Below are 25,001 nucleotides of genomic sequence, written 5' to 3' on the forward strand. Positions count from 1 at the left end.
TAAAAATGTTAGTGAAATTCATTCTCTTTTTTGCCATCGCGCAACATGATCTCTGTCGCTGCTTCATTTATGTTCTTGTGCTCATATAGCACTTCATAAATCGTTTGAGTGATCGGCATCTCGATCCCCATGGTCTCAGCTAACTCTTTAGCAGCTCGTGTGGTCTGGACACCTTCCACGACCATGCCCATATTATCCAAGACTTCGCTTAATTCATGGTCTTGTCCAAGCAGATTACCGGTACGCCAATTTCTCGAGTGGATACTTGTACAAGTGACAATTAAATCACCGACACCGCTCAGTCCGATGAAGGTCAACGGATTTGCTCCCATAGCAACACCTAAGCGGCTGATTTCTGCTAATCCTCTTGTCATGATAGCTGCCTTTGCATTATCCCCAAAACCTAAGCCATGGATTGCACCTGCACCGATTGCGATAATGTTTTTTAAAGCGGCACCCATTTCGACCCCAATAACATCAGGATTCGTATAGATTCGGAAATAATGATTCAAAAATAGTGTTTGAACAAATTTAGCAGCATCTGCTTCCGTGCTTGCAGCAGTGATCGTCGTAATATCGTGACGAGCCACTTCTTCTGCATGACTTGGACCCGATAAAACAGCAATTGCTTGTCTCTTTTCTGCTGGGATCTCTTCTGCCAGGACTTCTGAGATCCGCTTGTGTGTTCCTTGTTCTAAGCCTTTACTTGCATGGATGATCACTGGTTTTGTTTGCAAGACCTCAACGAGTTCTTGACATACCGAACGAATCGCCTTAGTCGGTACAACGAACAAAACAGCATCTACATCAGAAACAGCCTTCGCCATGTCCGAGTATGCGACGATCGTTTTGGGCAATTGGTGTTTTGGTAAATAATGCTCATTGGTATGCTTTTGGTTGATTTCATTAACCTGTGAGGCACGGTGACTCCAGAGTCGAACGTCATGACCATTTTCAGCAAGCACTTGTGCTAATGCTGTTCCCCACGAGCCAGCACCTAAAACCGCTACCCTATATTTCATTTTACCACTCCTGCAAATTTTTTCATTTTTTTCGACTTGGACTTTAGATAATGAATTGATTTTTCCCTAAAGATCGGTCGTAATCTGGTAAGTTGCCTTTTTTCCGACGCCAGATGAATAGAACGATTGCTCCAATGAATAGCACAGCAGATAAAAGCTGTGACACACGGATCGTATCTAAAAAGTAAAGACTATCCGTTCTCATTCCTTCGATGAAGAAACGACCAAAACTATACCATATCAAGTAAAGCAGTGCGATTTCCCCTTTTTTCAAAAGATGCGTTTTCTTCCGTAGTAATAAGAGGATGATCACGCCAATAAGGCTCCATACTGATTCATAAAGGAAAGTTGGCTGTCGATAGATCCCATCGATATACATATTATCAATAATAAAATTCGGTAAATATAGACTTTCTAAGAAACTCCTTGTTGTATCTGGTCCAAATGCTTCATGGTTCATGAAATTTCCCCAGCGCCCAATTGCTTGTGCTAATAAAACACTAGGTGCAGCAATGTCCAAGAACGTCCAGACATCAATGAAGTGATATTTCGTGTAAAAATATAATGTGATACCGCCTGCAATCAGACCACCATAAATCGCTAGACCGCCTGAACGGATATTGAATATTTGGATCGGATTTGCAATATACTGTGGTAAATCGAACAAGATGTAATACAAGCGTGCGCCAATGATCGATAGCGGTAATCCCCATAACATAAAGTCAGTGACGTCTTCTGCTTTCATTCCTACTCTTACTGCTTCTCGACTGCTTAACCACATGGCGATGATAATGCCTGAAACAATGATCAATGCATACCAGTAAATAGGAACTCCTAAAAGGTCAAAAGCGACCCGATTGATTTGTGCAATCATACTTTCACTCCTAGCTATTGTCCGTTTGAATTTTCTTCAATCAAACGGCTCAATCTTTCTTCAAATGTCTTCGTTGCATCGAATCCCATCGTTTTCGCACGGAAATTCATCGCAGCAACTTCAATGATGATCGCGACATTTCGTCCAGTTTTCACAGGTATTTTGATTTGGGGGATACCTACTTCCGCAATTTCAACAGAAGTATCTTCAGACCCTAAACGATCGTATTTTTTCTCTTTTGCCCAAGCTTCTAAGTAGACAGCTAATTGGACTTGCATCGATCCTCTGACTGCACTGGCACCAAAAAGATTCATCACATCAATGATCCCGATTCCGCGAATCTCAATCAAATGTTCAAGGATTTTTGGTGGCTCTCCAATAACAGTTAGCTCATCTTGTTGATACACATCCACTCGATCATCTGCAATCAATCGATGGCCTCTTTTGATCAGTTCTAACGCTGTCTCACTCTTCCCAATACCACTATCTCCTTGGATCAAGACACCTAGTCCATAGACATCGACTAAGACGCCGTGAACACTTGTCCTAGGTGCTAATCGTCCATCTAAATAACTTGATAACTCACCAAGTAAACGTGAGGTTGAGATTGGCGAACGCAAAACGGCCATGCCATGTTCATTTGCTGCTTGAATCATTTCTTCTGGTGCAGCTAAACCTCTAGAGATGATAAAGGCTGGCATGTCTTCACTGCATAAACGACGCATGATCATCAAACGCTCTTCCGGCATCATCCGTTCTGCGAAGCTGATTTCTTTGCTCCCAAATAACTGTAGTCGATCATGCGAATAATAATTAAAATAACCGGTCAATTCCAGTCCAGGTCTGGAGATATCACCGGTTACGATGACACGATTTAAACTTTGCTCGTCACCAGTGACGATTTCTAATGATAGTTTTTCTACTAATTGGCTAACTTTTACCATTTCTGCCATTCGTATACCTCATTTCTATTAAACTGTTCTCTTTTATTTTATCATTCTATCGGTAAAAGTACTACCAATAAAAAAAACAAGGGATATCCTTTTCATTACACTCGTTTTTTATGGCAAGCACCGATCAAGAAATCGCTGTCATTTCTTTAGAAATAAGAAGAGGAAGCGACAATTGCCACTTCCTCTTTCCACTTATTTGATTGTGCTTTATTGTCCTTTGCATTGTTTTCTAACGATTCCTGTTCATATTACGATTGCTAACGATGATATTTACGAATGACATGATCACTGCAATCATTATAGCTGATCCAAATGACGAAAAGCTAAAATTAGCTGCTCCGACAAAGAAGGAGGTCATTTGTAAAATCAATGCGTTGATCACAAAAGTGAATAATCCAAACGTCAACAAGGTAAAGGGGATCGATAAAAACATAATGAATGGCTTGACTAATAGATTCAGCACAGAAAGAACAAAACTCGCCACAACTGCGGTCCAAATACTATTCACAAATATCATATTTGGAAAAATAACTGCCAGAGAGATAAACGTCAGCGTACTAACAACAATACGTTGAAGATAAGACATTAAAAGTCACTCCATTCGTCATCGTTGATTTTCTCTGCCTCTTTTCGTTTATTCGTTTGTTCTCTGTAGTTGTTTTTTTGATAATAGTCGTTGTCATGTCCATAACGACGTTGATTATTCTTTCCTGAAGGCACAAGCAAAGCCAACAGAATGTATAAAATAATTGGGCTTCCGAATGCAACTAAACTTAAGAAGACGTAAATGACACGAACAACTGTTGGATCAATCCCAAGATATTCAGCAATCCCAGCTAAAGTACCAGTCAATACAATATTTTTATTTGATTTTGTCAACTTTTTTTTCATTTTCTTTCACCTCTGTTCTCCTATTTTAATTGAAGAAAGATGCTAAAACAATCTTACTTCGGAAGATTTATTGAAATAATAAACCTATTGTTTGTTTCTTATAAGTATGATTTTCGCTTCGCCTTCCTCTTTCAGAAGGTCGAAGCGAAAAAATTATTTATCTGTATCTTTTAAATAGATACTACCAGTTGTAGTAGACAATTCAATTTTCGCCATTTCATTTTCAGAAACGCGACGGAATTCTAACATTTGATTCGTGCGCTCTTTCTTTTCACGGATCACTTCATAATCAGACAGGCGGCTATTGATACTGCCGAGACTTGTTTTTGCATGACCGTCCATACCGATGGTTGTTGGCAATGCAACTTTGACGTTACCATTGACTGAGCTTGCTTCGATTTTCTTCAAACGATCTTCTTTCACTGTCAAACGAACATCCCCATTGACTAATGAAATCGCTAAGTTTTCTGGTGTTGCGCCAAAAGTAACTGTACCGTTGACTGTTTCAATGATTGAATCTAAAATATCTCCATTACGGACATCGATATTCCCATTGACTCCACCAATCTCAAGCATCGTTGCAGCCATTTGCTCAACCAAGATATTACCGTTTGTTGATTTCATATAAATATCTTTTACATCTAAATCTTCAACTACAATATTACCATTGAGTAATTTGATTGCTGTATGGTCATACGTGCGTTTTGGTAAGTAGAAGACTAAATCGGCACGTACACGTTTGTTCGGGATTTGGAAATAAATGTGTTCATCATTGACTTCGATTTGACTGCGTTCAGCAAAAGCTTCATAAGGCTCTGCACCCATTTTTCCATAAAGCTTGATTTTCGCTTCGACTTTTACGTCTTCGCTATCCCAAGTTTTCAAGGTGACATTCCCATTAGCCGCTTTGATGTCGATAATACTTGCTTGTGGCGCGCTATAGTAAAATTCGTGTTCAAATTTAGTTGTAGCGATCCCAGGTACTCGTAAACTGACATCTTTCCATTCCATATTATCATTCACTGTTACGGAAACATTTTGGAAGGTTTTCTTTAAGAATTTACCTAGTTGACTCCCAGCTTCAGTCATTTTTTCGCCGACTTGGTTCAATGTGTCATTTGCTTGTTCTTTCCAATCCTCTGGCAAGTCAAATTTCTCAGCAAAGGTGTCTTTTTTCTCAGACCATTGGCTTTTACGGATATCTTTTAATTCAGCTTCAAGCTTGATCCGCTCTTCAGATAAGAGATCTCCGGCTGCTTCAAGTTCTTTGACTTCTTGCTCCAATTGTTGACGTTGTGTCAATTCTTCTTCTGTTAGTTGATCCAACTCTTCTTTTGTATTCAATTGCATCAATGTTTCCTGTTTTTCATTGCGTGCAATTTTATTTTCAAAAAGTTTTGCGTTGACTTCATCTAAGTGAGCAGAAGTTTTGTTCGCTTCAGTCGCCAATTCATCTAAGATTTTTTCTAGATTCTCTTTGTCTTCTTGCTCTTTTTGTCTTGGATCTGGTTCTACTGCTTCACGTTCAGCTTTGCCATTTTCAAGTTCATCGATCAAACGACTTGCTTCATCTTTTTCTTTACGATCAGCATGTACACGATCTGCCTCTTTTGCGATTTGCTTTTCATCTTTTTCAGTTGCCATACTCTCCAATAGGTCTAAACCTTCTTCAGTTGAAAGGATGCCTTTTTTAACTAATTCTAAAATACGTTCTCTTTCTTTCATGGAAATTGCCTCCTTATAGCAAAAATTGTTTGCAAGCTTTTCCTTACATACATATTATGCAATGATTTGAAGAAAAAGTCATAGGACTTAAGTTGTAACTTTCTCTCATTCTTAGGATGATTTTTTCTGTCGAGTAAATAAAATTGAAGAAATGACTGATGTTATCGGTAAAACAAGGATCGCTGCGCTTGTCGTGACTACTACAGTTACATACTCCAAAACGAAAGTTTTTTCGTTGATCAACTGGCCAAAAGACAATTCTAGATCAATGAACCACAATATCAGGGCTAAACAATTTCCCATAAAAGCAAAAACCAAGGTCGTTACTGTTGTAGCTAAAATTTTTCTGCCGATCCGTATACTCGATTTTACTAATTCCCGATAGCTTTGTAATGGATCTGTCAGATATACTTCATACGTCGCACTAGCGATGGACACACTTGCATCTAATACGGCTCCACTCACACTGATCAATAAAATTGCTCGCGTCAATGCGAAAAAATCCAAGGGTACATGCAAATCGAACCCTGTCAGTTCATCTAATTCAATCCTTGTAAACCCTTGGATCGCTAATTCAGAAAGAAACGGCGTCACCACTAAGAAAACCACTAAAAAAAGCAATACACTAAGAAAAGCTGCTTTCATCTTGAGATTATAGCCATTAACAAAAAACAATGTGACACTAGTGATCAATAAGAAGATCACGATGGCACTTGGTAATATTGGCAACCGAAAATGATAGAGGAGTAATAGAAGGAAAAACAACAGGACGTTGATGAACAGACCTAAGATCGTATAGAGCCCATTTTTCCCACCAACCAGTAAAATCAATAGCACTAAGAGAAGTGCTAAGAGCAAAAGTACATTCATCAAATCGCCCTCCGATACTTCAAATGGCCTAAATAGCATAAAAGTGTAATGGGAATCGAAAGGACAATGCCTAGACTTCCGCTGATCACACGTAGCAATTCCAACGAGAGATGTAGCTCAATCGCATCTCTCAAGGGCCAACCAATGTTAAAGTAAACAAGTAACATCGGGATCGTCCCACTGACGTATACGAATAGTAAGATATTCGTCATGGAGCCAATTACATCTTGTCCTACCATTTGACCAGACTGCCACAATCGTTTCATCGTTATTTTTGGTTTTTTATTCACCAACTCATCTAAAGTTGTCGTGACTGTGACAACTGTATCCAATACCCCACCTGTCATCCCTACTAATAAACTAGCTAAAAAAACGGAACGATACGGTCGAGTCAAGTAACTCATTTCCTCATAACGTAATCCTTGATCGTTCAAATAATCCATTGCGAACAAACAAATTAGAAAAGCTACACCTACACTCGTCATGGTTGCGACGATTTTTATCCGTCCACCTTGTTGCCAACCATCTAAGGCAAAAACGCAAATGACCGTTCCTAGAAAGACAAAAAGGACACTCGTCATCACCAAAGATATCCCTTGGATCTGCGTGAAACCCTGAAGAAGTAAAATCAATAACAAGAGATTGAGTCCTACACTGATCAAAGTGAATATGCCTGCTTTTCCGCCTACGAACAAGAGCGCACAGATAAATAAACTTGTAAAAAGGAATAACCAGCCGTCATTTTTTTTGCTGAGTATCTGCCATTCATCCCCGATTTTCCGTACGAGATAAAGTTGATTCGTCTTAGCTTTTGCATGTTCGATCTGATTTTCTTGGTGCGGAATAAACAGAGTGAGTTCTGTTCCTTTCGCTTGCGTATTCATCAATTCTCCTTTGATTACTTGTTGTTCATTTTCTAGCGATACTTGCTGTACTTGCATGATTGGGTCTTCGTACCATTCAGTGGCATGTTGGATTACCCATGCGGCCACAAAACAACTACAAAGAATCAAACATTTGATCAATAATCGATTTTTTTTGTACATACGCCTTCCTTTCTAAGGCTGTGAAAGAAGTGCTCAACTCCGATAAATAAGCGTGAAGAACCGAAAATTGTTCTTCAAATTTTTGGGGGTTCACGCTTATTTCTGAAGGAGCTACTTCTTGAACACCGTTTATTCTAAGGTTGTGAAAGAAGCGGTCAGTACTAAGGCATAAGGCAGAAAAATCGAAAATGGCTTTTTCATTTTTTATTTTTTTGACTTATGTCCGAAGTGTTGCTTCTTGAACACCGTTTATCTAGGTTGTGAAAGAAGCGACTTGACCTGAGCAGTAAGATAGAAAATTGAAAAATAGTTTTTCATATTTTACAATTTTTTAGCTTAGTGTTGAAGGTCAGCTTCTTGAACACCATTTATTCATTTTTAGAAGGAACAGGATATCTAATGTACCCGATCCTTAAAATTTATGAAATGGATAACAACAAACAATTGATCATCGCCAAATCTCGAATAATTGTCTTCTATATTAATAAAAAAGCCAACTTCCAAAAATATATCTCTCTTTTCGGAAGTTGGCGCTTATTTCTCAGAAATACTGATCAGCATTTGACAAAAATCAGCGAATGATTTTTATCTTTGATTAGTCTCTTCGTTATGATTTGTGTTCAACTCAGTGATTTTACCTGTAGCTAGATACACGATCCATTCACAGATATTTGTTACGTAATCACCGATCCGCTCTAAATAACTTGCTACGTTGACATAGTCCGTTCCACTGATAACAGTTTCGGGATTTGCTTGCATATTTTTGATCGTTGCATTGTAGATCCGATTGAATGATTCATTGACACGATGATCCATATTTGCAATCGTACGTGCATCCTTTTCATCTGTTTTAACGTAAGCGACTAAGACATTATCTACCATTTTTTTGACATAATCAGACATATCAGAGATTTCTTTTTCGATTTCAGGAATTCTTGTTTCTCCTTTAAGACGAATCGTTGACTTGGCGATTGATACTGCGTGGTCAGCCATACGCTCTAAATCTGAACTTGCTTTCATGACTGTGATGATCGTTCGTAGATCAGTTGTCACCGGTTGTTGCAAAGCAATCATTTCAAAACTTTTTTTCTCTAATCGTGTTTCCATATCATTGATTGTAATGTCATTTTCAATTACTTCTTTTGCAAGAACTTTGTCGTGTTTTGTATAAGAGCGCACTGATTTATGCACGGCATTACTAACCATCATTCCCATTTCGTAAAATTGATTATGAAGGTTCAATAATTCTTCTTCAAATTGTGTTCGTAACATCCTCTTTCCTCCTTATCCGAATCGTCCTGAGATATAATCTTCCGTTTCTTTTTTATCAGGATTCATAAATATTTTTTTCGTATTGTTGAACTCGATCAAATTGCCATCTAAGAAGAAAGCTGTTTTGTCTGAGATACGTGATGCTTGTGACATATTGTGAGTCACAATGATCATCGTATAGCGTTCTCTTAATTCTAATAACATACTTTCTATTTTACCAGTAGAGACTGGATCTAAGGCACTAGTTGGCTCATCTAATAAAATAATTTCTGGATTGACAGCTAACACACGGGCAATACACACTCGCTGTTGTTGTCCACCTGATAAAGACAACGCACTTTTATGCAATTTATCTTTGACATCTTCCCAAACAGATGCTGCTTTCAAGCTCTCTTCTACTACTTGGTCTAACACTTTTTTGTCTTTTTCACCTTTGATTTTCAACCCATAAATGACATTTTCATAGATGGAGAATGGAAAAGGATTTGGTTGTTGGAACACCATACCGATTTCTTTACGTAGTCCAACGATATCCGTTTTAGGACTGTAGATATCATTGCCCTTGTAAACGACACTACCAGTGATCGTTACACCTGGGATCAAATCATTCATACGATTCAATGAACGTAAATAAGTAGATTTCCCACAACCAGATGGTCCGATCATTGCAGTGATCTCGCCTTTATTGAAACTTAGATCAATGCCTTTCAAGGCTTCTTTTTCCCCATAATACAGATGAAGATCTTTTGATGAGATAATTTCTTTTGTCATAGCAAGTCCTCCGTCTTAACCAAAATGACCGGACACATAGTCTTCAGTTGCCTGAATCTTAGGTCTAGTAAATATCTTATTCGTCTTGTCATACTCGATCACATTTCCAAGATAGAAGAACGCAGTGTAATCGCTGATCCGGGCAGCTTGTTGCATATTGTGAGTCACAATAATAATCGTATAATCTTCTTTTAAGTTGACTAACGTTTCTTCAACAGTCCCAGTAGAAATCGGGTCTAACGCACTCGCTGGTTCATCAAGCAATAAAATATCTGGTTTCATCGCGATTGCACGAGCGATACAAAGACGTTGCTGTTGTCCACCTGATAACGCCAAAGCACTTTTATTCAAACTATCTTTGACTTGATCCCATAATGCCGCTTGCTTCAAACTAGTTTCGACGATCTCATCTAGTTTTTGTTTGTTTTTCTCACCATGCTGTTTCAAGGCAAACGTAATATTGTCATAGATTGATTTACTAAAAGGATTCGGACGTTGGAACACCATGCCGATTCGTTTGCGCATTTCGTAAACGTCGATTTGTGGTGCATTGACATCGACTTCTTTATACATGATCTTTCCAGTGATCTTCGTGTTTGCGATCCCATCGTTCATTCGATTCAATGAACGTAGATAAGTGGACTTCCCACACCCTGATGGTCCGATCAATGCAGTGATTTTATTCTTTTCAAATTCAAGATTGACACCTTTAATGGCTTCGTTATCGCCATACCATACATGCAAATCATCTGTATATAGCGCGATATCTTTTTCAGCGCCCATTTTGATGATGTTGGTTTCATTCATATTATATTCTTTCATTCTGCTTCTTCTCCTTAAGCTGAAGTCATTTTACGGTGCAGACGTTTTCCAATTGCTCGAGCACCAAAGTTGAATAGTAACACAGCGATGATCAATACTGCCGAAGCTCCTGCCGAAACGGAAACCCCATCGGGCATCGTTCCTTCTGTATTGATTTTCCAAATGTGGACAGCTAGTGTTTCAGCTTGTCGGAAGATACCGATCGGGCTGGAAATGCTAAATGGATTCCAGTTAGTAAAATCTAAGGCTGGCGCACTTTGACCAGCGGTATAGATCAACGCTGCGGCCTCACCGAAAATACGGCCAGAACTCAAGATGACCCCCGTCAAAATACCTGGTGTCGCTTCAGGAACAACGACACGAAGCACTGTTTCCCAACGAGACAATCCTAGAGCTAAACCAGCTTCGCGTTGTGTGTAATGAACTGCTTGTAAAGATTCTTCGACTGTCCGAGTCAATAAAGGCAAGTTGAATACGGTTAATGCCAAGGCACCTGAAATGATCGAGAACCCATATTGGAATTGGATAACGAAAACCAAGAAACCAAAGAGACCGACAACGACAGAAGGCAATGAGCTAAGAATCTCAATGGATGTGCGGATGACATCTGTCAACCAGTTTTTACCTGCATACTCAGACAAGTAGATTCCTGCACCCAATGAAATCGGAAAACTGATGATCATTGTGATGATCAGTAAATAGATAGAGTTGAATAATTGGATTCCAATTCCTCCGCCAGTTTGATACGCTTTTGACGGTTCAGTCAAAAATGCCCAAGAGATATGTGGAATACCGCGAACTAAGATATAAAGAAGCAACGCAGCGAGGATCAGGACGATGATGCCTGAAATCACATATAAGACACCTGTTGCTATTTTATCAGAACGTTTTGCATTCATTATTTCAATTCTCCCTTCTTACCAATCAAGCGGATAACGATATTAAAGAATAATGACATCAAGAGTAGGATCAAGGCTAGAGACCACAACACGTTGTTTTCAACGGTACCCATGATCGTATTTCCGATACCCATCGTCAAGATCGATGTCAGCGTTGCAGCTGGAGTGGTAAAGCTTGTTGGCATCAATGCCGCATTACCGATAACCATTTGGATCGCTAAGGCTTCACCAAAGGCACGAGCCATCCCAAAGACGATAGCTGTCAAGATTCCTGGAATTGCTGCGCGTAAGACTACTTTATATGTGGTTTGCCATCTCGTTGCTCCTAATGCAAGAGAAGCTTCACGATAGTGTCTTGGTACGGCTTTTAACGCATCGACTGTCATCGTCGTAACCGTTGGTAAGATCATTACGAACAACACAAATGTTCCGGCTAAAATACCAAAACCCGTTCCGCCAAAAATGCCGCGAATGAATGGAACGATGACGGATAGACCGATAAACCCATAAACAACTGAAGGAATACCTACAAGTAGTTCAATGACCGGTTGTAAAATCTTTGTTCCGTTTTTCGGAGAGATTTCTGTCATGAACACAGCTGCTCCGATGGCAAAAGGTGTTGCAATGATCGCAGATAAAAAAGTAACGATAAACGAACCCGCGATCATTGGTAGAGCTCCTACCATTGGTTTTCCATCCGGCCCGAGTGCGCTTGGATTCCAATTTGTTCCAAATAAGAAATCAAAAACATTGATTTTATCAACAAAAAAGGTCGCTAACCCTTTGCTGGCAACAAAATAAAATATTGCTAAAACAACCACTACAATCAATGCAATACATAAAAAGCTGATAAACTTTCCACGTTGTTCCATTTTCGAGCGCTTGGATTTAGTTACTAGTGCTTTTTTTACATCTTCCACAGATGATTCCTCCTTGGTCCTTTAACATACCTATACAGTCTACTAAGCGAATATCAATTTGATTTTAATAACATGTAAATTTTTTGCTAACTTTGTAAATTTTGTGTAAAGATGGTTAATTCACCACATTACCTTCCCAATCGCGTTCAACTTTCATACTCGACACTGGAATATAGCCTAAATCTCCAACGATATTTTTTTGCACTTCATCTGATAAGATATAAGCTAAAAAGTCTTTCGTTAATTGACTTGTCTCTTTTCGCGTATACATATGCTCATAAGCCCAAATCGTCCAATCATTTGTTGTGACATTCTTGTCTGTTGGCTCGACTCCGTCGATTTTCAGTGTATCCACATCTTTTGATACATAAGAGAATGCGACATAGCTGATTGCTCCTGGGGTATCCGCAACAATTTGACGGACCATTCCACTAGAATCTTGTTCTTGGGAACGAATCGCTGTTTCACCGTCTAAGACCCATTTTTCAAAAGTTGCTCTCGTTCCACTACCTGCTGCACGGTTCAAGATCACGATTGGCTGATCTTTCCCACCTAGTTGTTTCCAGTTCGTCAGTTCACCAGTAAATACTTTTTTCAAGTCTTCCATCGAAATGTTGTCAATGCCGACTTCTTTGTTGACAATTGGTGTAATGCCCACTACTGCTACTCGATGGTCAATCAGCGCGGACGCATCGATCCCTGATTTCTCCTCTGCGAACAAATCAGAATTACCGATCTCAACAGCACCTGATTGGACTTGCGATAAACCAGTACCACTTCCGCCACCTTGTACATTGATAAATTTGCCGGGATTTTCTGATTGATATGTCTCAGCAACCGTTTCAACTAAAGGTTGTAAAGCGGATGATCCCACCGCTGTGATCGATTCACCTTGGTCGACCAGGTTTGAACACCCAGACATTGTTATAAATAGTGCTATCATTGGTATTAATAATCGTAATTTTTTCATTAGAAATCTCCTTCAATCCTAAAGTATTTCCATTTTAACATTTTCACTATTACTTGAAAATCAATTGATTTTATTAAATAACAAATAATTTAATTTAATTAAAAAAAATACTATCTCAATAAATTTTTCTATGCTATACTGGCATTGAAATGTGTCTCTGTACCAAGCAAGCATTAACTTATTTCTTGCTTTCCCCAAAAAACAAGAAATACCCCAAAAGTTAATTCCCGCTCTTGCGAGACGCTTTCTCCATTTCTTGTAATAAAACTACAGAAATGGCCCCGATAGAAAAGGACATGAAAATCTGCTCTTATGAGTCTATTTCATGTCCTTTTTTGTTCAGTTTTTTACAAGAGTGGTGAAACAAGTCGAGCCAATCCCTCTTTTAGCTTGATCATCCAGCCCCGAGCCTCGTAACGTTCTTTTGTCAAACGCTCAGAAACTTTTGCATCTTCAAAAAATGCCCCTCGCACTTGAGTTGCGAGCCGTTCGTCATAGATCAGTGTATTGACCTCAAAATCTAAACGGAAAGAACGAACGTCGATGTTTGCTGAACCTACGGAAACGATTCCGCTATCGATGATCATTGTCTTCGCATGAATAAATCCATTTTCATAAGTTTCGATGACAGCACCGTATTCGATCAATTCAGCAGCAAAAGAATACGTTGCCCAATACACTAATGGGTGATCTGGTTTATTGGGAATCTGCAAATGGACCTTCACACCGGATAGCAATGCCAATTTCAACGCTTCATGGATTGATTCATCTGGAATATAATAAGGCGTTTGGATCAAAATCTCCCGCTTGGCCAGTGAGATCATTTTAAGGTACGTCATTTTGATTTGTTCATGTTCTGAGTCTGGTCCACTCGTCACGACCTGTAAGGCAATCTCACCGGTTGATGCAATACTTGGGAAAAAGCGCGCCGCATAATGCACTTCTTTTGTATGTTGAGAATTCCAATCCATCAAAAAGCGATTTTGTAGCGCATAGACTCCTTCACCATAGATACGCAAATGATTATCTCGCCAATAACCAAATTTTTGCACGAGACCTAAATACTCATTTCCCACATTGAATCCACCTGTATAACCAATTTTCCCATCGATTACTACGATCTTTCGATGATTACGATAATTGATTCGCGGGTTCAGATAAGGAACAAAAAGCGGAAAAAAGAAAGCAACTTCTCCACCAGCTTCTTTTAACTCATGGAAAAACTTGGTTGAAACTTCCGTCGATCCCCACGCATCTAGTAAAACTCTTACTTGTACCCCTCTGCGAGCAGCAGAAGTTAATGCTTGGCAGACCTCGATCCCTAAGCTATCGCTGCGATAAATATAATATTGTAGATGGATGTGGTCAGTTGCCTGTTCAATATCCTCGATCAACCGGTCAAATTTTTCTCTGCCATCGGTGAACAGCGTCACATCATTGCTTGTGGTATACAGTGTGCTTTCTCCAACAGTTAACATATAAATCAACTGTTTGACATCCACTTGTCCAGTCGGAGGATGTGGGTATAATCCCCGCATCAATGCCTGTCGATCCTCTTCGATCTCTAAGTTCTTACCGATCTTTCCTTGAATCTTCAAATCAAATATCTTATCTTTTGAAATCCCACGTCCAAAGAAAATGTAAAGGAAAAAACCTAGTATCGGGATAAAAGTCAATACAAGTAACCATGCCCAAGTTTGAGCAGTTTCTTTTCTTTCGGTAAAAACGATCACTAAAGATAATAATGTGTTCGTAAGCAGTAAGATCGTCGAAAAATTGTCAAAAATAATATCCATTGCCTCACCTCTTATCCGGCTATCCTCCTTAGGATAGCGAAGTTGTTTTTTAAAGTAAAGAAAAACCACTGATTTGTCTACCAGAAAAACCGACTTCCTTAGAATACTATAGATAGACAGGAAAGAGTAAGTTTATTTTTCTATAAAATAGATTTTTCGAGAATGAAAATTTTTACAAAAAAAAACCAGCAGGATCGCTCCCACTGGTCTGCTTCATATCTTTGACTAAAATTTCAAGAATCTTCTCATTGAAATAATCGAACCTAATGAACCAATAATGACACCAATACCGGCCATCAATGCGTCGATTTTCCAAACGATATCCTGTGGCTGTATCAATGAGTAATTTGAACGCAACAAGGTTGGGTTGAGCAATTTGTAGATTTCCTGATACCCAAATGTGAAAATCAATACAGGAATAATGGCTCCAATCAAGCCGATCCAACCTCCTTCAAGGAAGAAAGGCCAACGGATATAGCCATTCTTGGCACCAACTAAACGCATGATCTGGATCTCTCTTTGACGTGAAATGATCGTGATACGAATCGTATTTGAGATCAAGAACATCGCGACAAATAATAGCAAGGCAGCTGCTGCTAATCCCCATGTACGTACTGCCGCAGCAATATCAAAGATTCGGTCAGACGAAGTGCCACCATAATCCGAACGGAAAACATTTTTCAACTTCGCGGCTTCTTCAGAAACTTCTTTAGTATAAGAAGGTTGTGTCGTTGTTACAACGTATACATCGTATAACGGATTGCCGTCTCCCTCAAACAAACTCCAAGAATCACCCATTTGATCCTGGATTTTCTTTAATTCTTGGTCTTTACTTGAAAATTCAACTTTGTTGACGTGTTCAAGTTCATTCAATTCTTTTTCGAGTGTTTTCATATCTTTCTCATTCGTCCCGATATCAACGAACACAGAAACATCTACGTTACCTTCGATGTCTTCGGCTAATTTAGTCGCATTCATGATGATTGCCATAAATACACCAACCAAAGTCAGTGTGATCGTCACCGCACTGATTGATGCGATGGTCATCCAACCGTTTCGTTTTAAACTTTTGATACTTTCTAATAAATGACGGAAAAAGGTTCTAATCATCGTATCCATATTCCCCTTCCGCTTGGTCACGAATAATCCGGCCATTTTCAATGGCGATTACGCGGTGACGAATTGTATTAACGATCGTACTGTTATGTGTAGCCATAACAACAGTCGTTCCTTGCGCATTGATCCGATCCAATAACTTCATGATTTCCCATGAGTTTTCCGGGTCTAAGTTTCCTGTCGGTTCATCTGCAATCAATACTTTTGGTGTATTCACGATTGCTCGAGCAATCGAAACACGCTGTTGTTCCCCACCTGATAATTCACTTGGGAAAACACGTACTTTATGTTTCAAGCCGACTAAGTCTAAAACTTCCATGACACGTTTTTTTATGTCACGAGGTTTTCTACCGATGACTTGCATCGCATATGCGACATTTTCATATACTGTTTTTCGAGGCAACAATTTATAGTCTTGGAAAACTACTCCGATTTCTCTACGTAAATAAGGTACTTCACGATCTTTGATATTTATCAGATCATGGCCAGCAACGTTCAATGTTCCTTTCGTTGCTTTTTCTTCTCGGTACATCAATTTGATGAATGTAGATTTACCAGCACCAGATGGTCCTACTACATAAACAAACTCTCCTTGGTCAATGACGATCGAGAGATTTCGGATAGCTGTGGTACCATTTGAGTACTTCTTCATTACATCCTTCATTTCAATCATGGCGTTCTCTCCATATCTTTTCAGTCTTTAGTCATTATAGCATGGGAATGTTTCAGCTTGCTTTCGAAATCTTACAATTTTATTTCAATTTACTACTAATCGTAAGCATACTATATATGCATTTTTAAATAGCCATCGATGAATGGGTCTAACTCGCCATCCATCACCGCTTGGACATTTCCAGTTTCCACATTGGTCCGATGATCTTTGACCATCGAATACGGATGGAAAACATAAGAACGGATCTGTGAGCCCCAGCCGATTTCCATTTGTTCCCCACGTAATGCAGCTGCTTCTTGTTCTTTCTTTTCAACTTCCAATTGATAAAGTTTCGCTTTCAGCATCCCCATCGCTTGTTCACGGTTTTTTAATTGTGAGCGTTGTGCCTGACTGGCAACGACCGTTCCTGTTGGCAAATGCGTGATCCGTACAGCAGATTCTGTTTTGTTGATATGCTGTCCACCCGCTCCACTTGCTCGGTAAGTGTCGATCTTCAAATCATCAGGATTGACCTCGATGTCGATCATGTCATCTAATTCTGGCATGACATCGACCGAACAAAATGACGTATGTCGGCGTTTCGCCGAATCAAATGGCGAGATCCGAACAAGACGGTGAACGCCTTTTTCTGATTTCAGATAACCATAAGCATTATGCCCTTTGATCAATAATGTCACACTTTTGATTCCAGCTTCATCACCAGCCTGGTAATCTAACATTTCCACTTGGTAGTTGTGTTGCTCTGACCAACGGGTGTACATTCGTAACAACATACTTCCCCAGTCTTGAGATTCTGTTCCCCCAGCACCTGGATGCAGCTCGACGATGGCGTTATTGCGGTCATAAGGTCCGTCTAGTAACATGGCTAATTCGTAAGTCGTCATTTTTTCAGCTAACGCACTGATTCGCTCTTGTGCTTCTTCTTGCATTTGCGCATCTGGCTCTTCTTGTAACATTTCCACCATCAATTCTAGTTCTTCTAGCTCTTGTGCGAGTTCATTGAACTGATCATAGGTTTCTTTGTTTGCATTATTTTCATTGATCACTTTTTGTGCAGCTTCACTATCATCCCAAAAACCTGGTTCAGCCATTTTTGCTTCTGCTTCAGCAATATCTTCTTCCAGCTGATCTAAGTCAAAGAGACCCCCTAAAACTTGTGACTTTCTCTTGCATTTCGGTTAGGAGGTTTCGAATTTCAGAAATTTCCATTTCGATTTCCTTCTTTCTGTCTAATCTTCATTGTTTAGTCTACCAGAATCTTGAACGAACAGAAAGAATAAGATGCGACAAGCTTGACACTTTCCCTTTTTCATTCCGTTCTTAATGGTAGTGTGTCCCAAAAGTAACCTCTTCGGAAATAAGGTGGAATCCACAAAAATTCAACGAACGATTTTTGCGGATTCCACCTTATTTCTTGAGGCTCAGTACTGCTTGACCTCAGGGAAGTCATAAAACAAAAAATAGTGCTTTAAGATTCCCTATCTATTTTAGTTTGTGAAAAGGAACGATCACTCTCATATGAGGGGAGTTCCTTTTCTGAATTGATCAAATCTTATTGTTCAGTATGAACGATTTCTTTCAATAGGAAAGATTACATTTCATTCTTGCCGTGACAATTTTTGAATTTTTTACCACTGCCACATGGACAAGGGTCATTACGACCAACTTTATTGACACTGACAGGCTGTGATTTCACATTCAATCGACTGTTTTCTTTCGCGCCGCCTTCTGTTGGTTGAACAGGCTGTCCTTGAGACACTTGTTCACGTTGGACGTTTTGACGGATCTCTGCTTTCATAAAGATACGTGTTACTTCGTATTCGATTGCACCAATCATGTCTTCAAACATTTTGTAGCCTTCTGTTTGATATTCGACAAGTGGATTGTTTTGTCCGTAAGCACGTAGTCCGATCGATTGACGTAATTGATCCATTGCATCGATGTGGTCTGTCCATTTTGAATCGACAACACGTAAGATCACGACTTTTTCAAACTCAAGTAATTGCTCAGGTCCATTTAGTTGTGAAGCTTTCGTATTAAAGATTTCTTGTGCTTTTTCATTTAAGAATTCTTTGATTTGTTGCGGTGTCTTGCCTTCTAGATCAGCCAATGAAATACTGTCTTCATGAACAAGTGTACTACCAGCAAAGTCAACGATCCCTTCAAGGTTCCAGTTTTCCTTTTCAAGTTGAGTATGTGCATCTACTACTCGACTGATCGTTCGTTTGACCATATTCATCAATGGTTCAGATAGACTTGTTTCTTCCATGATGACGTCTTGACGTTGTTTATAGATGACTTCACGTTGTTCACGCATCACGTCATCGTATTGAAGAACGTTTTTACGTGTGTCGTAGTTGTTTCCTTCTACACGTTTTTGCGCAGATTCAACTTGTTTCGACAACATCTTACTTTGGATCACTGCATCTTCTTCACCGATCTTCATGCGTTCCAAGAAAGCTTTGATTCGTTCTGAACCGAATCGTTTCATCAAGTCATCTTCAAGAGACAAGTAGAATTGTGACATCCCTGGATCTCCTTGACGACCGGCACGTCCACGTAACTGGTTATCGATACGTCTTGATTCGTGACGTTCTGTACCAATAACGGCTAATCCACCCAACTCACGAACACCTAGACCTAACTTGATATCCGTACCACGACCAGCCATGTTCGTTGCAATCGTAACTGCTCCTTTTTGACCAGCATTCATGATGATCTCGGCTTCTTTAAAGTGGTTTTTGGCATTTAGTACTTCATGAGGTACGCGTTCTCGGTTCAATAAATCAGAAAGCAATTCAGACGTTTCAACAGCGACAGTACCTACAAGAACAGGTTGTCCTTTACGGTAACGATCTTTGATATCTTGAACGACTGCATTGAACTTGCTTGTCAATGTCGGATATAACAAATCTGGACGATCATCACGAATGACCGGACGATTTGTAGGGATTTGAATGACTTGGATGTTGTAGATTTCTCTAAACTCTTCTTCTTCTGTCTTCGCTGTCCCTGTCATACCAGATAATTTCTTATACATACGGAAATAGTTTTGGAATGTGATCGATGCCATCGTTTTTGTTTCATCTTCGATCTCCACGCCTTCTTTGGCTTCAATCGCTTGGTGCAAGCCATCAGAATAACGGCGTCCATCCATGATACGACCAGTAAATTGGTCAACGATCATTACTTTTCCATCTTGGACCACATAGTCGATATCTAAAATCATGATATAGTTTGCGCGTAATGATTGATCAATATGATGCGTTAAAGCAGAATTTTCGATATCATATAAGTTATCTAAACCAAAAGTTTCTTCGGCTTTTTCAATTCCCGCTTCAGTCAAGCTGATCGTTTTTGATTGAACATCGATTTTATAATCTTCTTCTTCTTTCAATCGTTTGACAAAGTTATCAGCACGCGTATATAACGCAGTTGACTTTTCTGCTTGTCCAGAAATGATCAATGGCGTTCTTGCTTCATCGATCAAGATCGAATCGACTTCATCGACGATTGCATAGTTCAATGGACGTTGTACCATTTGATGACGATAAACGACCATGTTGTCTCTCAAATAGTCAAACCCTAGCTCGTTGTTTGTACTATACGTAATATCACAATTGTAGGCTTCACGTTTTTCATCTGCTGATTTTGAATTGATATTCAAACCAACTGTCAAACCTAAGAAGTTGTATAACTCACCCATCTCATTGGAGTCACGGGTAGACAAGTATTCATTGACAGTAACTACGTGAACGCCTTCTCCCGTCAAAGCATTTAAATAAACAGGCATCGTAGCAGTCAAGGTTTTCCCTTCACCGGTACGCATCTCTGGAATATTTCCATCATGAAGTACGATCCCCCCCATCAACTGCACAGGGTAAGGGTACAATCCTAATACGCGTTTTGCTGCTTCACGAACGACTGCGAAAGCTTCTGGTAAAAGTTGATCTAATGTTTCCCCTTTTTTATATCTTTCCTTAAATTCGGTTGTCTTTGCTTGTAATTGTTCATCTGTTAATGCTGCCATATCATCAGCATGAGCTTCGATTTTTTTTACAATACTTTCTAAACGTTTTAGTTCTTTCTTATCATTTTCGATAATCGAACGAATAAAATTGGCCATGCGTTGTTTAATCTCCTTTTATATAATATCCAAACTATGTAGACTCTGTTTCTTATTTTATCATTAGTTGTGGATAAATGAAATAACTTAAGACAATTAAAGTGATATCTTCATAATTATTTCATATTCTTTTTTATCTATTCAATCCGAAAAAAAAGCTTGCAGTAGTCATTAGAGACCACTGCAAGTTTTTCTCATGTTATTCTTTCGTTATTTATCAATCAGTTTCGATCAATCCATATTTGCCATCTTTACGACGGTAAACAATGCTTGTACCATTCGTTTCTGCATCTTCAAAGATGAAAAAGTTATGGCCTAACATATTCATTTGTAAAACAGCTTCTTCGCTGTCCATTGGTTTCAATGACAAGCGTTTTGTACGCACGATATCTAATTCAGACTCATTTTCTTCTTCGTCTTCATTATTGAACATAACCGCCGCATTTGCTGTATTCAAACCAGTTTCACGAGATTTGCGATTGATTTTTGTTTTAAATTTGCGGATTTGACGTTCCAATTTATCAACAACCAAATCAATACTTGCATATAGATCTGGTGAAGTTTCTTCGGCACGTAATACGAGATAAGGTAATGGAATCGTAACTTCCACTTTTGCTGTTTTTTCAGTATAAACTTTTAAATTCACATGCGCCGTAGCATCGGGAGCATCGCTGAAATAACGTTCTAATTTTCCTACTTTTTTCTCTACGTAGTCACGAATCGCTTCAGTTACTTCGATATTTTCGCCGCGTACATTATATCTAAACATAAAAACTACCCCTTTCATCTACCACAATCAAGAAGGAGAAGGACCACTCTTTCCCTCTTCTTACTTCTATTATATCGAACTCGTAAGCATTTGCAAACTAAATCGCTGTCATTTTACTGCTGTTTCTACAAAAAGCTTATCTAGCAAGTGAGAACGTCTGTACTTTATTGGGTGACTGCGCCAATAGGCAGGTCGCTGCATGGAACATCGTCTGGCCAGTCGTATAAACATCATCGATCAGTAAGATATTTTCCCCTTTGATTTTAAGTGTAGATGGCTGATAAACAAATGGTTGGGACGTAATCAAACGTTGCTCTCTTGTTTTTTTAGATTGCGGTGTATGGTGTTTTTCTCTGATCAGCAATTCTTGAAAAGGAAGCCCAGCAGCTCTCAATAGTTCACTCACTTGATTAAATCCCCTTTCGCTGATCCTTTCTGTAGACAATGGGATCGGACAAAAAACAAACGACTTATATTGTTTTCGTAATTCTTGTAACTCTAAGCTGAATGTGTGTGCCAACAGGATATCCCCCATGAATTTATATTGTTTGAGCCAAGTACGGAACGCGTGATCATAGCGGAAGAACGCACGATGACAAAAACGATAGTCAGGATAACGCGTACGCCAATGCAAGCAATCTCGGCAATAGTCAGGTTGATCAATCGCCTGTTTCGTCCATACTTTTTGGCAGCCTTCGCACTGATGGCTACTCTCCTGTTGTATTCGTTGGAATAAAAATTGACATTCCTGGCAACGTCTCGCTATTTTTTTCAGTCCAAGCAATTCACTAATTGTTATATTTCTACTAAATGTTTTCTTACAGTATACGCATCTCATCTCGTTGCTCTTTTCCTTTTTTATTCATTTGTTTGATTTCTTTACACGCCTTTGCGATAGCACGTGTCTTTTCTTCATAGAAAAAATAGACCTGACTATTGGTGCATCCTCCCTTTCGATCGGCACGTCCAGCAATTTGGACCAGTGATGATTTGCTGAATACCGGATGATCGGCGCCTAAAACAACGACTGAGATCCGTTCAAAAGTCACCCCGCGCTCTAAGATCATCGTTGTCAAAAACACATCGTAATGTTGCTCTCTCATATTTTGGACTTTGCTACTACGTGCTTCATCTTTTGATGAGGCGGATGTCATACGACAAGACAATTGTTTTTTTAATTGTTTCTCCAATTGCTCCATTAAAGAGATACTCGGGCAAAACAATAGCACATGGTTTTCTTTGACTAGCTCTTGGATCAAGCGACACAATCGTTGATTCTTTTTTGGGTGTAAACAGCGATTAGCCCACTGATCCCAAAAAAGCAGTTTCGGTTCTGGCAATAATCGTTGATGAAAGCGTAAAGCCAACTGATGAACAGTCATAGCTGTTCGGCTTTTTTTCAATAACTGGTCATCGGGTGTCGCACTTAAATATATCAGTTGGCCATTTCTTTGTAGCGCGGTTTCCACTGCATAAGCTAACCCTTGATCCCCCACAAATGGAAAAGCATCCACTTCATCTACTACTAAAAGAGCAAATGCTCGGTAAAAACGATACAACTGATGCGTCGTACAAATCACTAAAGAACCATAGCGATCAGATTCGTCTAATTTCCCATGAAGCAGGCGGATCGTTTCTTCTGGGAAGACCTTGCTAAGTCGTAGGTATAATTCCTGACAAACATCGATCCTTGGTGAGGCGATAGCAACTCTCCTACCTTTAGCTAAGGTCTTTCGGATACTGGCGTAAAGCATCTCCGTCTTGCCTGAACCGGTAACTGCCCAAACCAAATGCTCACCCGATCGTTCACATAGATCATCCGAAATTTGCTGTTGTAGTGTTGTTAATTGACCTTCCCAACAGTGATTTATATGACGCTTCTTTCCATTTGGTTGTTCGAATAAGTAGAGCTGTTGCAGGGTATCGCAACGCCCCAAAAACAGACAGTGGGGACAGTAGTAGGTAGACGCATTGAGCCTTGCAGTTTGCAAAGGGGTCGTTTGACTGCAACGATTGCAATAAAGCTGCTTCTTTTTTATTGTGATTGCATCGACCACTACATAGTTCAATTTTTCATAAGAATGTTCATTCCCATATACTTCTTTAGTTAATAATCGCCGCCCAAAAAAATCTTCCGCTTGCATGTGCACTTCTCTCCCTTCGCAAAATAGATACGCCAAAAAAGAAATTCTTCATGCAGAATCAATCGGATTGATCCAATTAGAAAATCAGCTAATAAGCGGACGAACGAACGTGATGATTTCAATGAAAAACAAAAAAAGTATGAAACTGAGTCAGCGGGCCATTTCTTTAACAGAAACTTTCGGACTCAGATCATACTGATATATGTAGCTAGACCTAAATTTGAACTTGAATCGAAGGATCGGATCAACAGCTAGAAAAATAGTTATTCGTCAAACAACCAACTGGATTTGACTAATTGATTGAATACGATAAATTCTTTTTCTAAATTGATGACCACCACTTCATAGCCAGCATTGATCCAGCCATAGGCGCCTTTTTCAGGATGTTTATAGTCGTTCGCCCACCAATCGGTACTTTCTCGTGCAGAACGGGGCAAGGCACTACTTGGAAAAAGCAACTCATCGATTTGAGTAAATGTCAGCGTGATTTGAGAGCCACCATTTGTCTTTAAATAATGAGTGATGGCATCATACTTTTTGACTCGTTCTTTCATGTTACGCACCTCACTTTTCTTTATTATCCCATATTCCCTTCGTTAAGCAACTATTAACATAATTGTCATGCAGAAAAAAATTCTCTATACTTGAAAAGAGACGAGAACAAACAATGAAAGTAGTGAAACAGATGTTAGAACGTTATTACACGATCAAAGAAAATGGTCAAAGTGAGCTTGAAATAAAAAAATCACGTTTTATCTGCTCACTGAAACGAGTTGAAACGGAAGAAGAAGCAAAACAATTTATCCAAGAAACAAAAAAAGAACATTGGAAAGCCAATCATAATTGTAGTGCGTTCGTGATTGGTGAAAAAAATGAGATTCAACGAAGTAGCGATGATGGTGAACCGAGTGGAACTGCTGGCGTGCCGATGCTAGAAGTAATCAAAAAAAATGAACTAATCAATGTTGCGGCTGTTGTGACTCGTTATTTCGGCGGGATCAAATTAGGTACAGGCGGCTTGATTCGTGCATATGCGCATTCGGTTTCCCACGCATTACAAGAAATTGGCATCGTTGAAGGGACATTGCAACAAGAATTATCGATTCATATTGCCTATCCCCAGCTAGGAAAAATAGAAAACTTCTTGGCACTCCAGCAGGTGAATGTGAAAGAAATCCGCTATACAGAAAAAGTCATCGTTGTTTGCATGATCAATGAAAAAGAGGTCTCTGCTTTCCAAGAAGCAATCATTGAACTTTTGAGCGGTCAAGTGACATTTACTGAAGGCGCTGTTTCTTATCATGAACAACTCATTCAAACAAGAGAATGAGCCTGATCATAG

At 39.3% G+C, this 25,001-nt stretch carries 25 protein-coding genes; 2 read left to right on the forward strand and 23 right to left on the reverse strand.

The annotated features are described in order from the left end of the window. Positions 1-8: 8 nt before the first annotated feature. From IGJ99_RS09735 to IGJ99_RS09770, 8 genes are all read right to left on the reverse strand, one after another. Complete coding sequence (locus IGJ99_RS09735; protein ID WP_438770796.1) at positions 9-1,022, reverse strand: NAD(P)H-dependent glycerol-3-phosphate dehydrogenase; 1,014 nt, start codon at positions 1,020-1,022, stop codon at positions 9-11. 43 nt (positions 1,023-1,065) lie between these two features. Continuing rightward, positions 1,066-1,896 carry a prolipoprotein diacylglyceryl transferase gene (lgt, locus tag IGJ99_RS09740; protein ID WP_023520023.1) on the reverse strand — a complete coding sequence of 277 codons (831 nt, stop codon included), beginning with the start codon at positions 1,894-1,896 and terminating at the stop codon, positions 1,066-1,068. Positions 1,897-1,910: 14 nt separating this feature from the next. Beyond that, positions 1,911-2,849 carry an HPr(Ser) kinase/phosphatase gene (hprK, locus tag IGJ99_RS09745; RefSeq protein WP_010734928.1) on the reverse strand — a complete coding sequence of 313 codons (939 nt, stop codon included), beginning with the start codon at positions 2,847-2,849 and terminating at the stop codon, positions 1,911-1,913. A gap of 229 nt (positions 2,850-3,078) precedes the next feature. Beyond that, on the reverse strand, positions 3,079-3,435 hold the full coding sequence (locus tag IGJ99_RS09750) for a phage holin family protein (protein WP_010734927.1): 357 nt from the start codon (positions 3,433-3,435) through the stop codon (positions 3,079-3,081). Then, positions 3,435-3,740 carry a PspC domain-containing protein gene (locus IGJ99_RS09755; RefSeq protein WP_010734926.1) on the reverse strand — a complete coding sequence of 102 codons (306 nt, stop codon included), beginning with the start codon at positions 3,738-3,740 and terminating at the stop codon, positions 3,435-3,437. Before IGJ99_RS09755 ends, IGJ99_RS09750 begins: the two co-directional genes overlap by 1 nt. Positions 3,741-3,893: 153 nt before the next feature. Continuing rightward, the gene (gene liaX, locus IGJ99_RS09760; RefSeq protein WP_224434133.1) at positions 3,894-5,465 is read right to left on the reverse strand and encodes a daptomycin-sensing surface protein LiaX; all 1,572 of its coding nucleotides are present in this window, start codon (positions 5,463-5,465) and stop codon (positions 3,894-3,896) included. A 111-nt stretch (positions 5,466-5,576) separates the two neighbouring features. Continuing rightward, the gene (locus IGJ99_RS09765; protein ID WP_023520026.1) at positions 5,577-6,335 is read right to left on the reverse strand and encodes a YibE/F family protein; all 759 of its coding nucleotides are present in this window, start codon (positions 6,333-6,335) and stop codon (positions 5,577-5,579) included. Continuing rightward, positions 6,335-7,327 carry a YibE/F family protein gene (locus IGJ99_RS09770; RefSeq protein ID WP_438770797.1) on the reverse strand — a complete coding sequence of 331 codons (993 nt, stop codon included), beginning with the start codon at positions 7,325-7,327 and terminating at the stop codon, positions 6,335-6,337. Before IGJ99_RS09770 ends, IGJ99_RS09765 begins: the two co-directional genes overlap by 1 nt. Positions 7,328-7,738: 411 nt before the next feature. Here IGJ99_RS09770 and IGJ99_RS09775 point away from each other — a divergent pair, with 411 nt between their 5' ends. After that, the gene (locus IGJ99_RS09775) at positions 7,739-7,963 is read left to right on the forward strand and encodes a hypothetical protein (RefSeq protein WP_034691460.1); all 225 of its coding nucleotides are present in this window, start codon (positions 7,739-7,741) and stop codon (positions 7,961-7,963) included. A gap of 3 nt (positions 7,964-7,966) precedes the next feature. Here IGJ99_RS09775 and phoU read toward each other — a convergent pair whose 3' ends face one another. The 15 genes from phoU to IGJ99_RS09850 all read right to left on the reverse strand — a co-directional run bounded on the left by phoU (position 7,967) and on the right by IGJ99_RS09850 (position 24,213). Then, positions 7,967-8,653: a phosphate signaling complex protein PhoU gene (gene phoU / locus IGJ99_RS09780; RefSeq protein ID WP_010734921.1), complete on the reverse strand. Its 687-nt coding sequence runs from the start codon at positions 8,651-8,653 to the stop codon at positions 7,967-7,969. Between the two features lie 12 nt (positions 8,654-8,665). Next, a complete protein-coding gene (gene pstB, locus IGJ99_RS09785; protein WP_010734920.1) occupies positions 8,666-9,424 on the reverse strand; it encodes a phosphate ABC transporter ATP-binding protein PstB in 759 nt (252 codons plus the stop codon). A 15-nt stretch (positions 9,425-9,439) separates the two neighbouring features. Continuing rightward, positions 9,440-10,246 (reverse strand): phosphate ABC transporter ATP-binding protein PstB, encoded by an 807-nt coding sequence (pstB, locus tag IGJ99_RS09790; protein WP_010734919.1) that lies wholly within the window; start codon positions 10,244-10,246, stop codon positions 9,440-9,442. Positions 10,247-10,260: 14 nt separating this feature from the next. Further along, a complete protein-coding gene (gene pstA, locus IGJ99_RS09795) occupies positions 10,261-11,145 on the reverse strand; it encodes a phosphate ABC transporter permease PstA (RefSeq protein WP_010734918.1) in 885 nt (294 codons plus the stop codon). Continuing rightward, entirely contained in the window at positions 11,145-12,065 is a 921-nt protein-coding gene (gene pstC / locus IGJ99_RS09800; RefSeq protein ID WP_034687410.1) for a phosphate ABC transporter permease subunit PstC, read from the reverse strand. Before pstC ends, pstA begins: the two co-directional genes overlap by 1 nt. Before the next feature lie 115 nt (positions 12,066-12,180). Then, a complete protein-coding gene (locus IGJ99_RS09805) occupies positions 12,181-13,035 on the reverse strand; it encodes a phosphate ABC transporter substrate-binding protein PstS (RefSeq protein WP_010734916.1) in 855 nt (284 codons plus the stop codon). A gap of 347 nt (positions 13,036-13,382) precedes the next feature. Then, positions 13,383-14,831, reverse strand: a complete 1,449-nt coding sequence (gene cls / locus IGJ99_RS09810; protein WP_010734915.1) for a cardiolipin synthase — start codon at positions 14,829-14,831, stop codon at positions 13,383-13,385. Positions 14,832-15,056: 225 nt separating this feature from the next. Next, on the reverse strand, positions 15,057-15,941 hold the full coding sequence (gene ftsX / locus IGJ99_RS09815; RefSeq protein WP_306795955.1) for a permease-like cell division protein FtsX: 885 nt from the start codon (positions 15,939-15,941) through the stop codon (positions 15,057-15,059). Next, positions 15,934-16,620, reverse strand: coding sequence for a cell division ATP-binding protein FtsE (ftsE, locus tag IGJ99_RS09820; protein WP_010734913.1), 687 nt, complete (start codon positions 16,618-16,620; stop codon positions 15,934-15,936). The genes ftsX and ftsE overlap by 8 nt, the downstream gene beginning before the upstream one ends. Before the next feature lie 110 nt (positions 16,621-16,730). After that, positions 16,731-17,829 (reverse strand): peptide chain release factor 2 gene (gene prfB / locus IGJ99_RS09825; protein WP_178946468.1). Its coding sequence is split into 2 segments (ribosomal slippage): positions 16,731-17,756 and positions 17,758-17,829, totalling 1,098 coding nucleotides; the frame shifts between segments, so codons are not numbered across the junction. 382 nt (positions 17,830-18,211) lie between these two features. Beyond that, entirely contained in the window at positions 18,212-20,746 is a 2,535-nt protein-coding gene (gene secA / locus IGJ99_RS09830) for a preprotein translocase subunit SecA (RefSeq protein WP_010734911.1), read from the reverse strand. A 217-nt stretch (positions 20,747-20,963) separates the two neighbouring features. Continuing rightward, a complete protein-coding gene (gene hpf / locus IGJ99_RS09835; protein WP_010734910.1) occupies positions 20,964-21,515 on the reverse strand; it encodes a ribosome hibernation-promoting factor, HPF/YfiA family in 552 nt (183 codons plus the stop codon). A gap of 136 nt (positions 21,516-21,651) precedes the next feature. Then, on the reverse strand, positions 21,652-22,353 hold the full coding sequence (locus IGJ99_RS09840) for a ComF family protein (RefSeq protein ID WP_062804904.1): 702 nt from the start codon (positions 22,351-22,353) through the stop codon (positions 21,652-21,654). Further along, complete coding sequence (locus IGJ99_RS09845; RefSeq protein ID WP_438770798.1) at positions 22,334-23,659, reverse strand: DEAD/DEAH box helicase; 1,326 nt, start codon at positions 23,657-23,659, stop codon at positions 22,334-22,336. Before IGJ99_RS09845 ends, IGJ99_RS09840 begins: the two co-directional genes overlap by 20 nt. Before the next feature lie 263 nt (positions 23,660-23,922). Next, a complete protein-coding gene (locus tag IGJ99_RS09850) occupies positions 23,923-24,213 on the reverse strand; it encodes a DUF7662 domain-containing protein (protein ID WP_010734907.1) in 291 nt (96 codons plus the stop codon). A gap of 131 nt (positions 24,214-24,344) precedes the next feature. Between IGJ99_RS09850 and IGJ99_RS09855 the strand changes: the two genes are divergently transcribed. Beyond that, a complete protein-coding gene (locus tag IGJ99_RS09855; RefSeq protein ID WP_023520031.1) occupies positions 24,345-24,989 on the forward strand; it encodes a YigZ family protein in 645 nt (214 codons plus the stop codon). Positions 24,990-25,001: the final 12 nt, after the last annotated feature.

It is taken from the genome of Enterococcus sp. AZ095b (assembly GCF_051714725.1).
Lineage (GTDB): Bacteria > Bacillota > Bacilli > Lactobacillales > Enterococcaceae > Enterococcus_B > Enterococcus_B pernyi.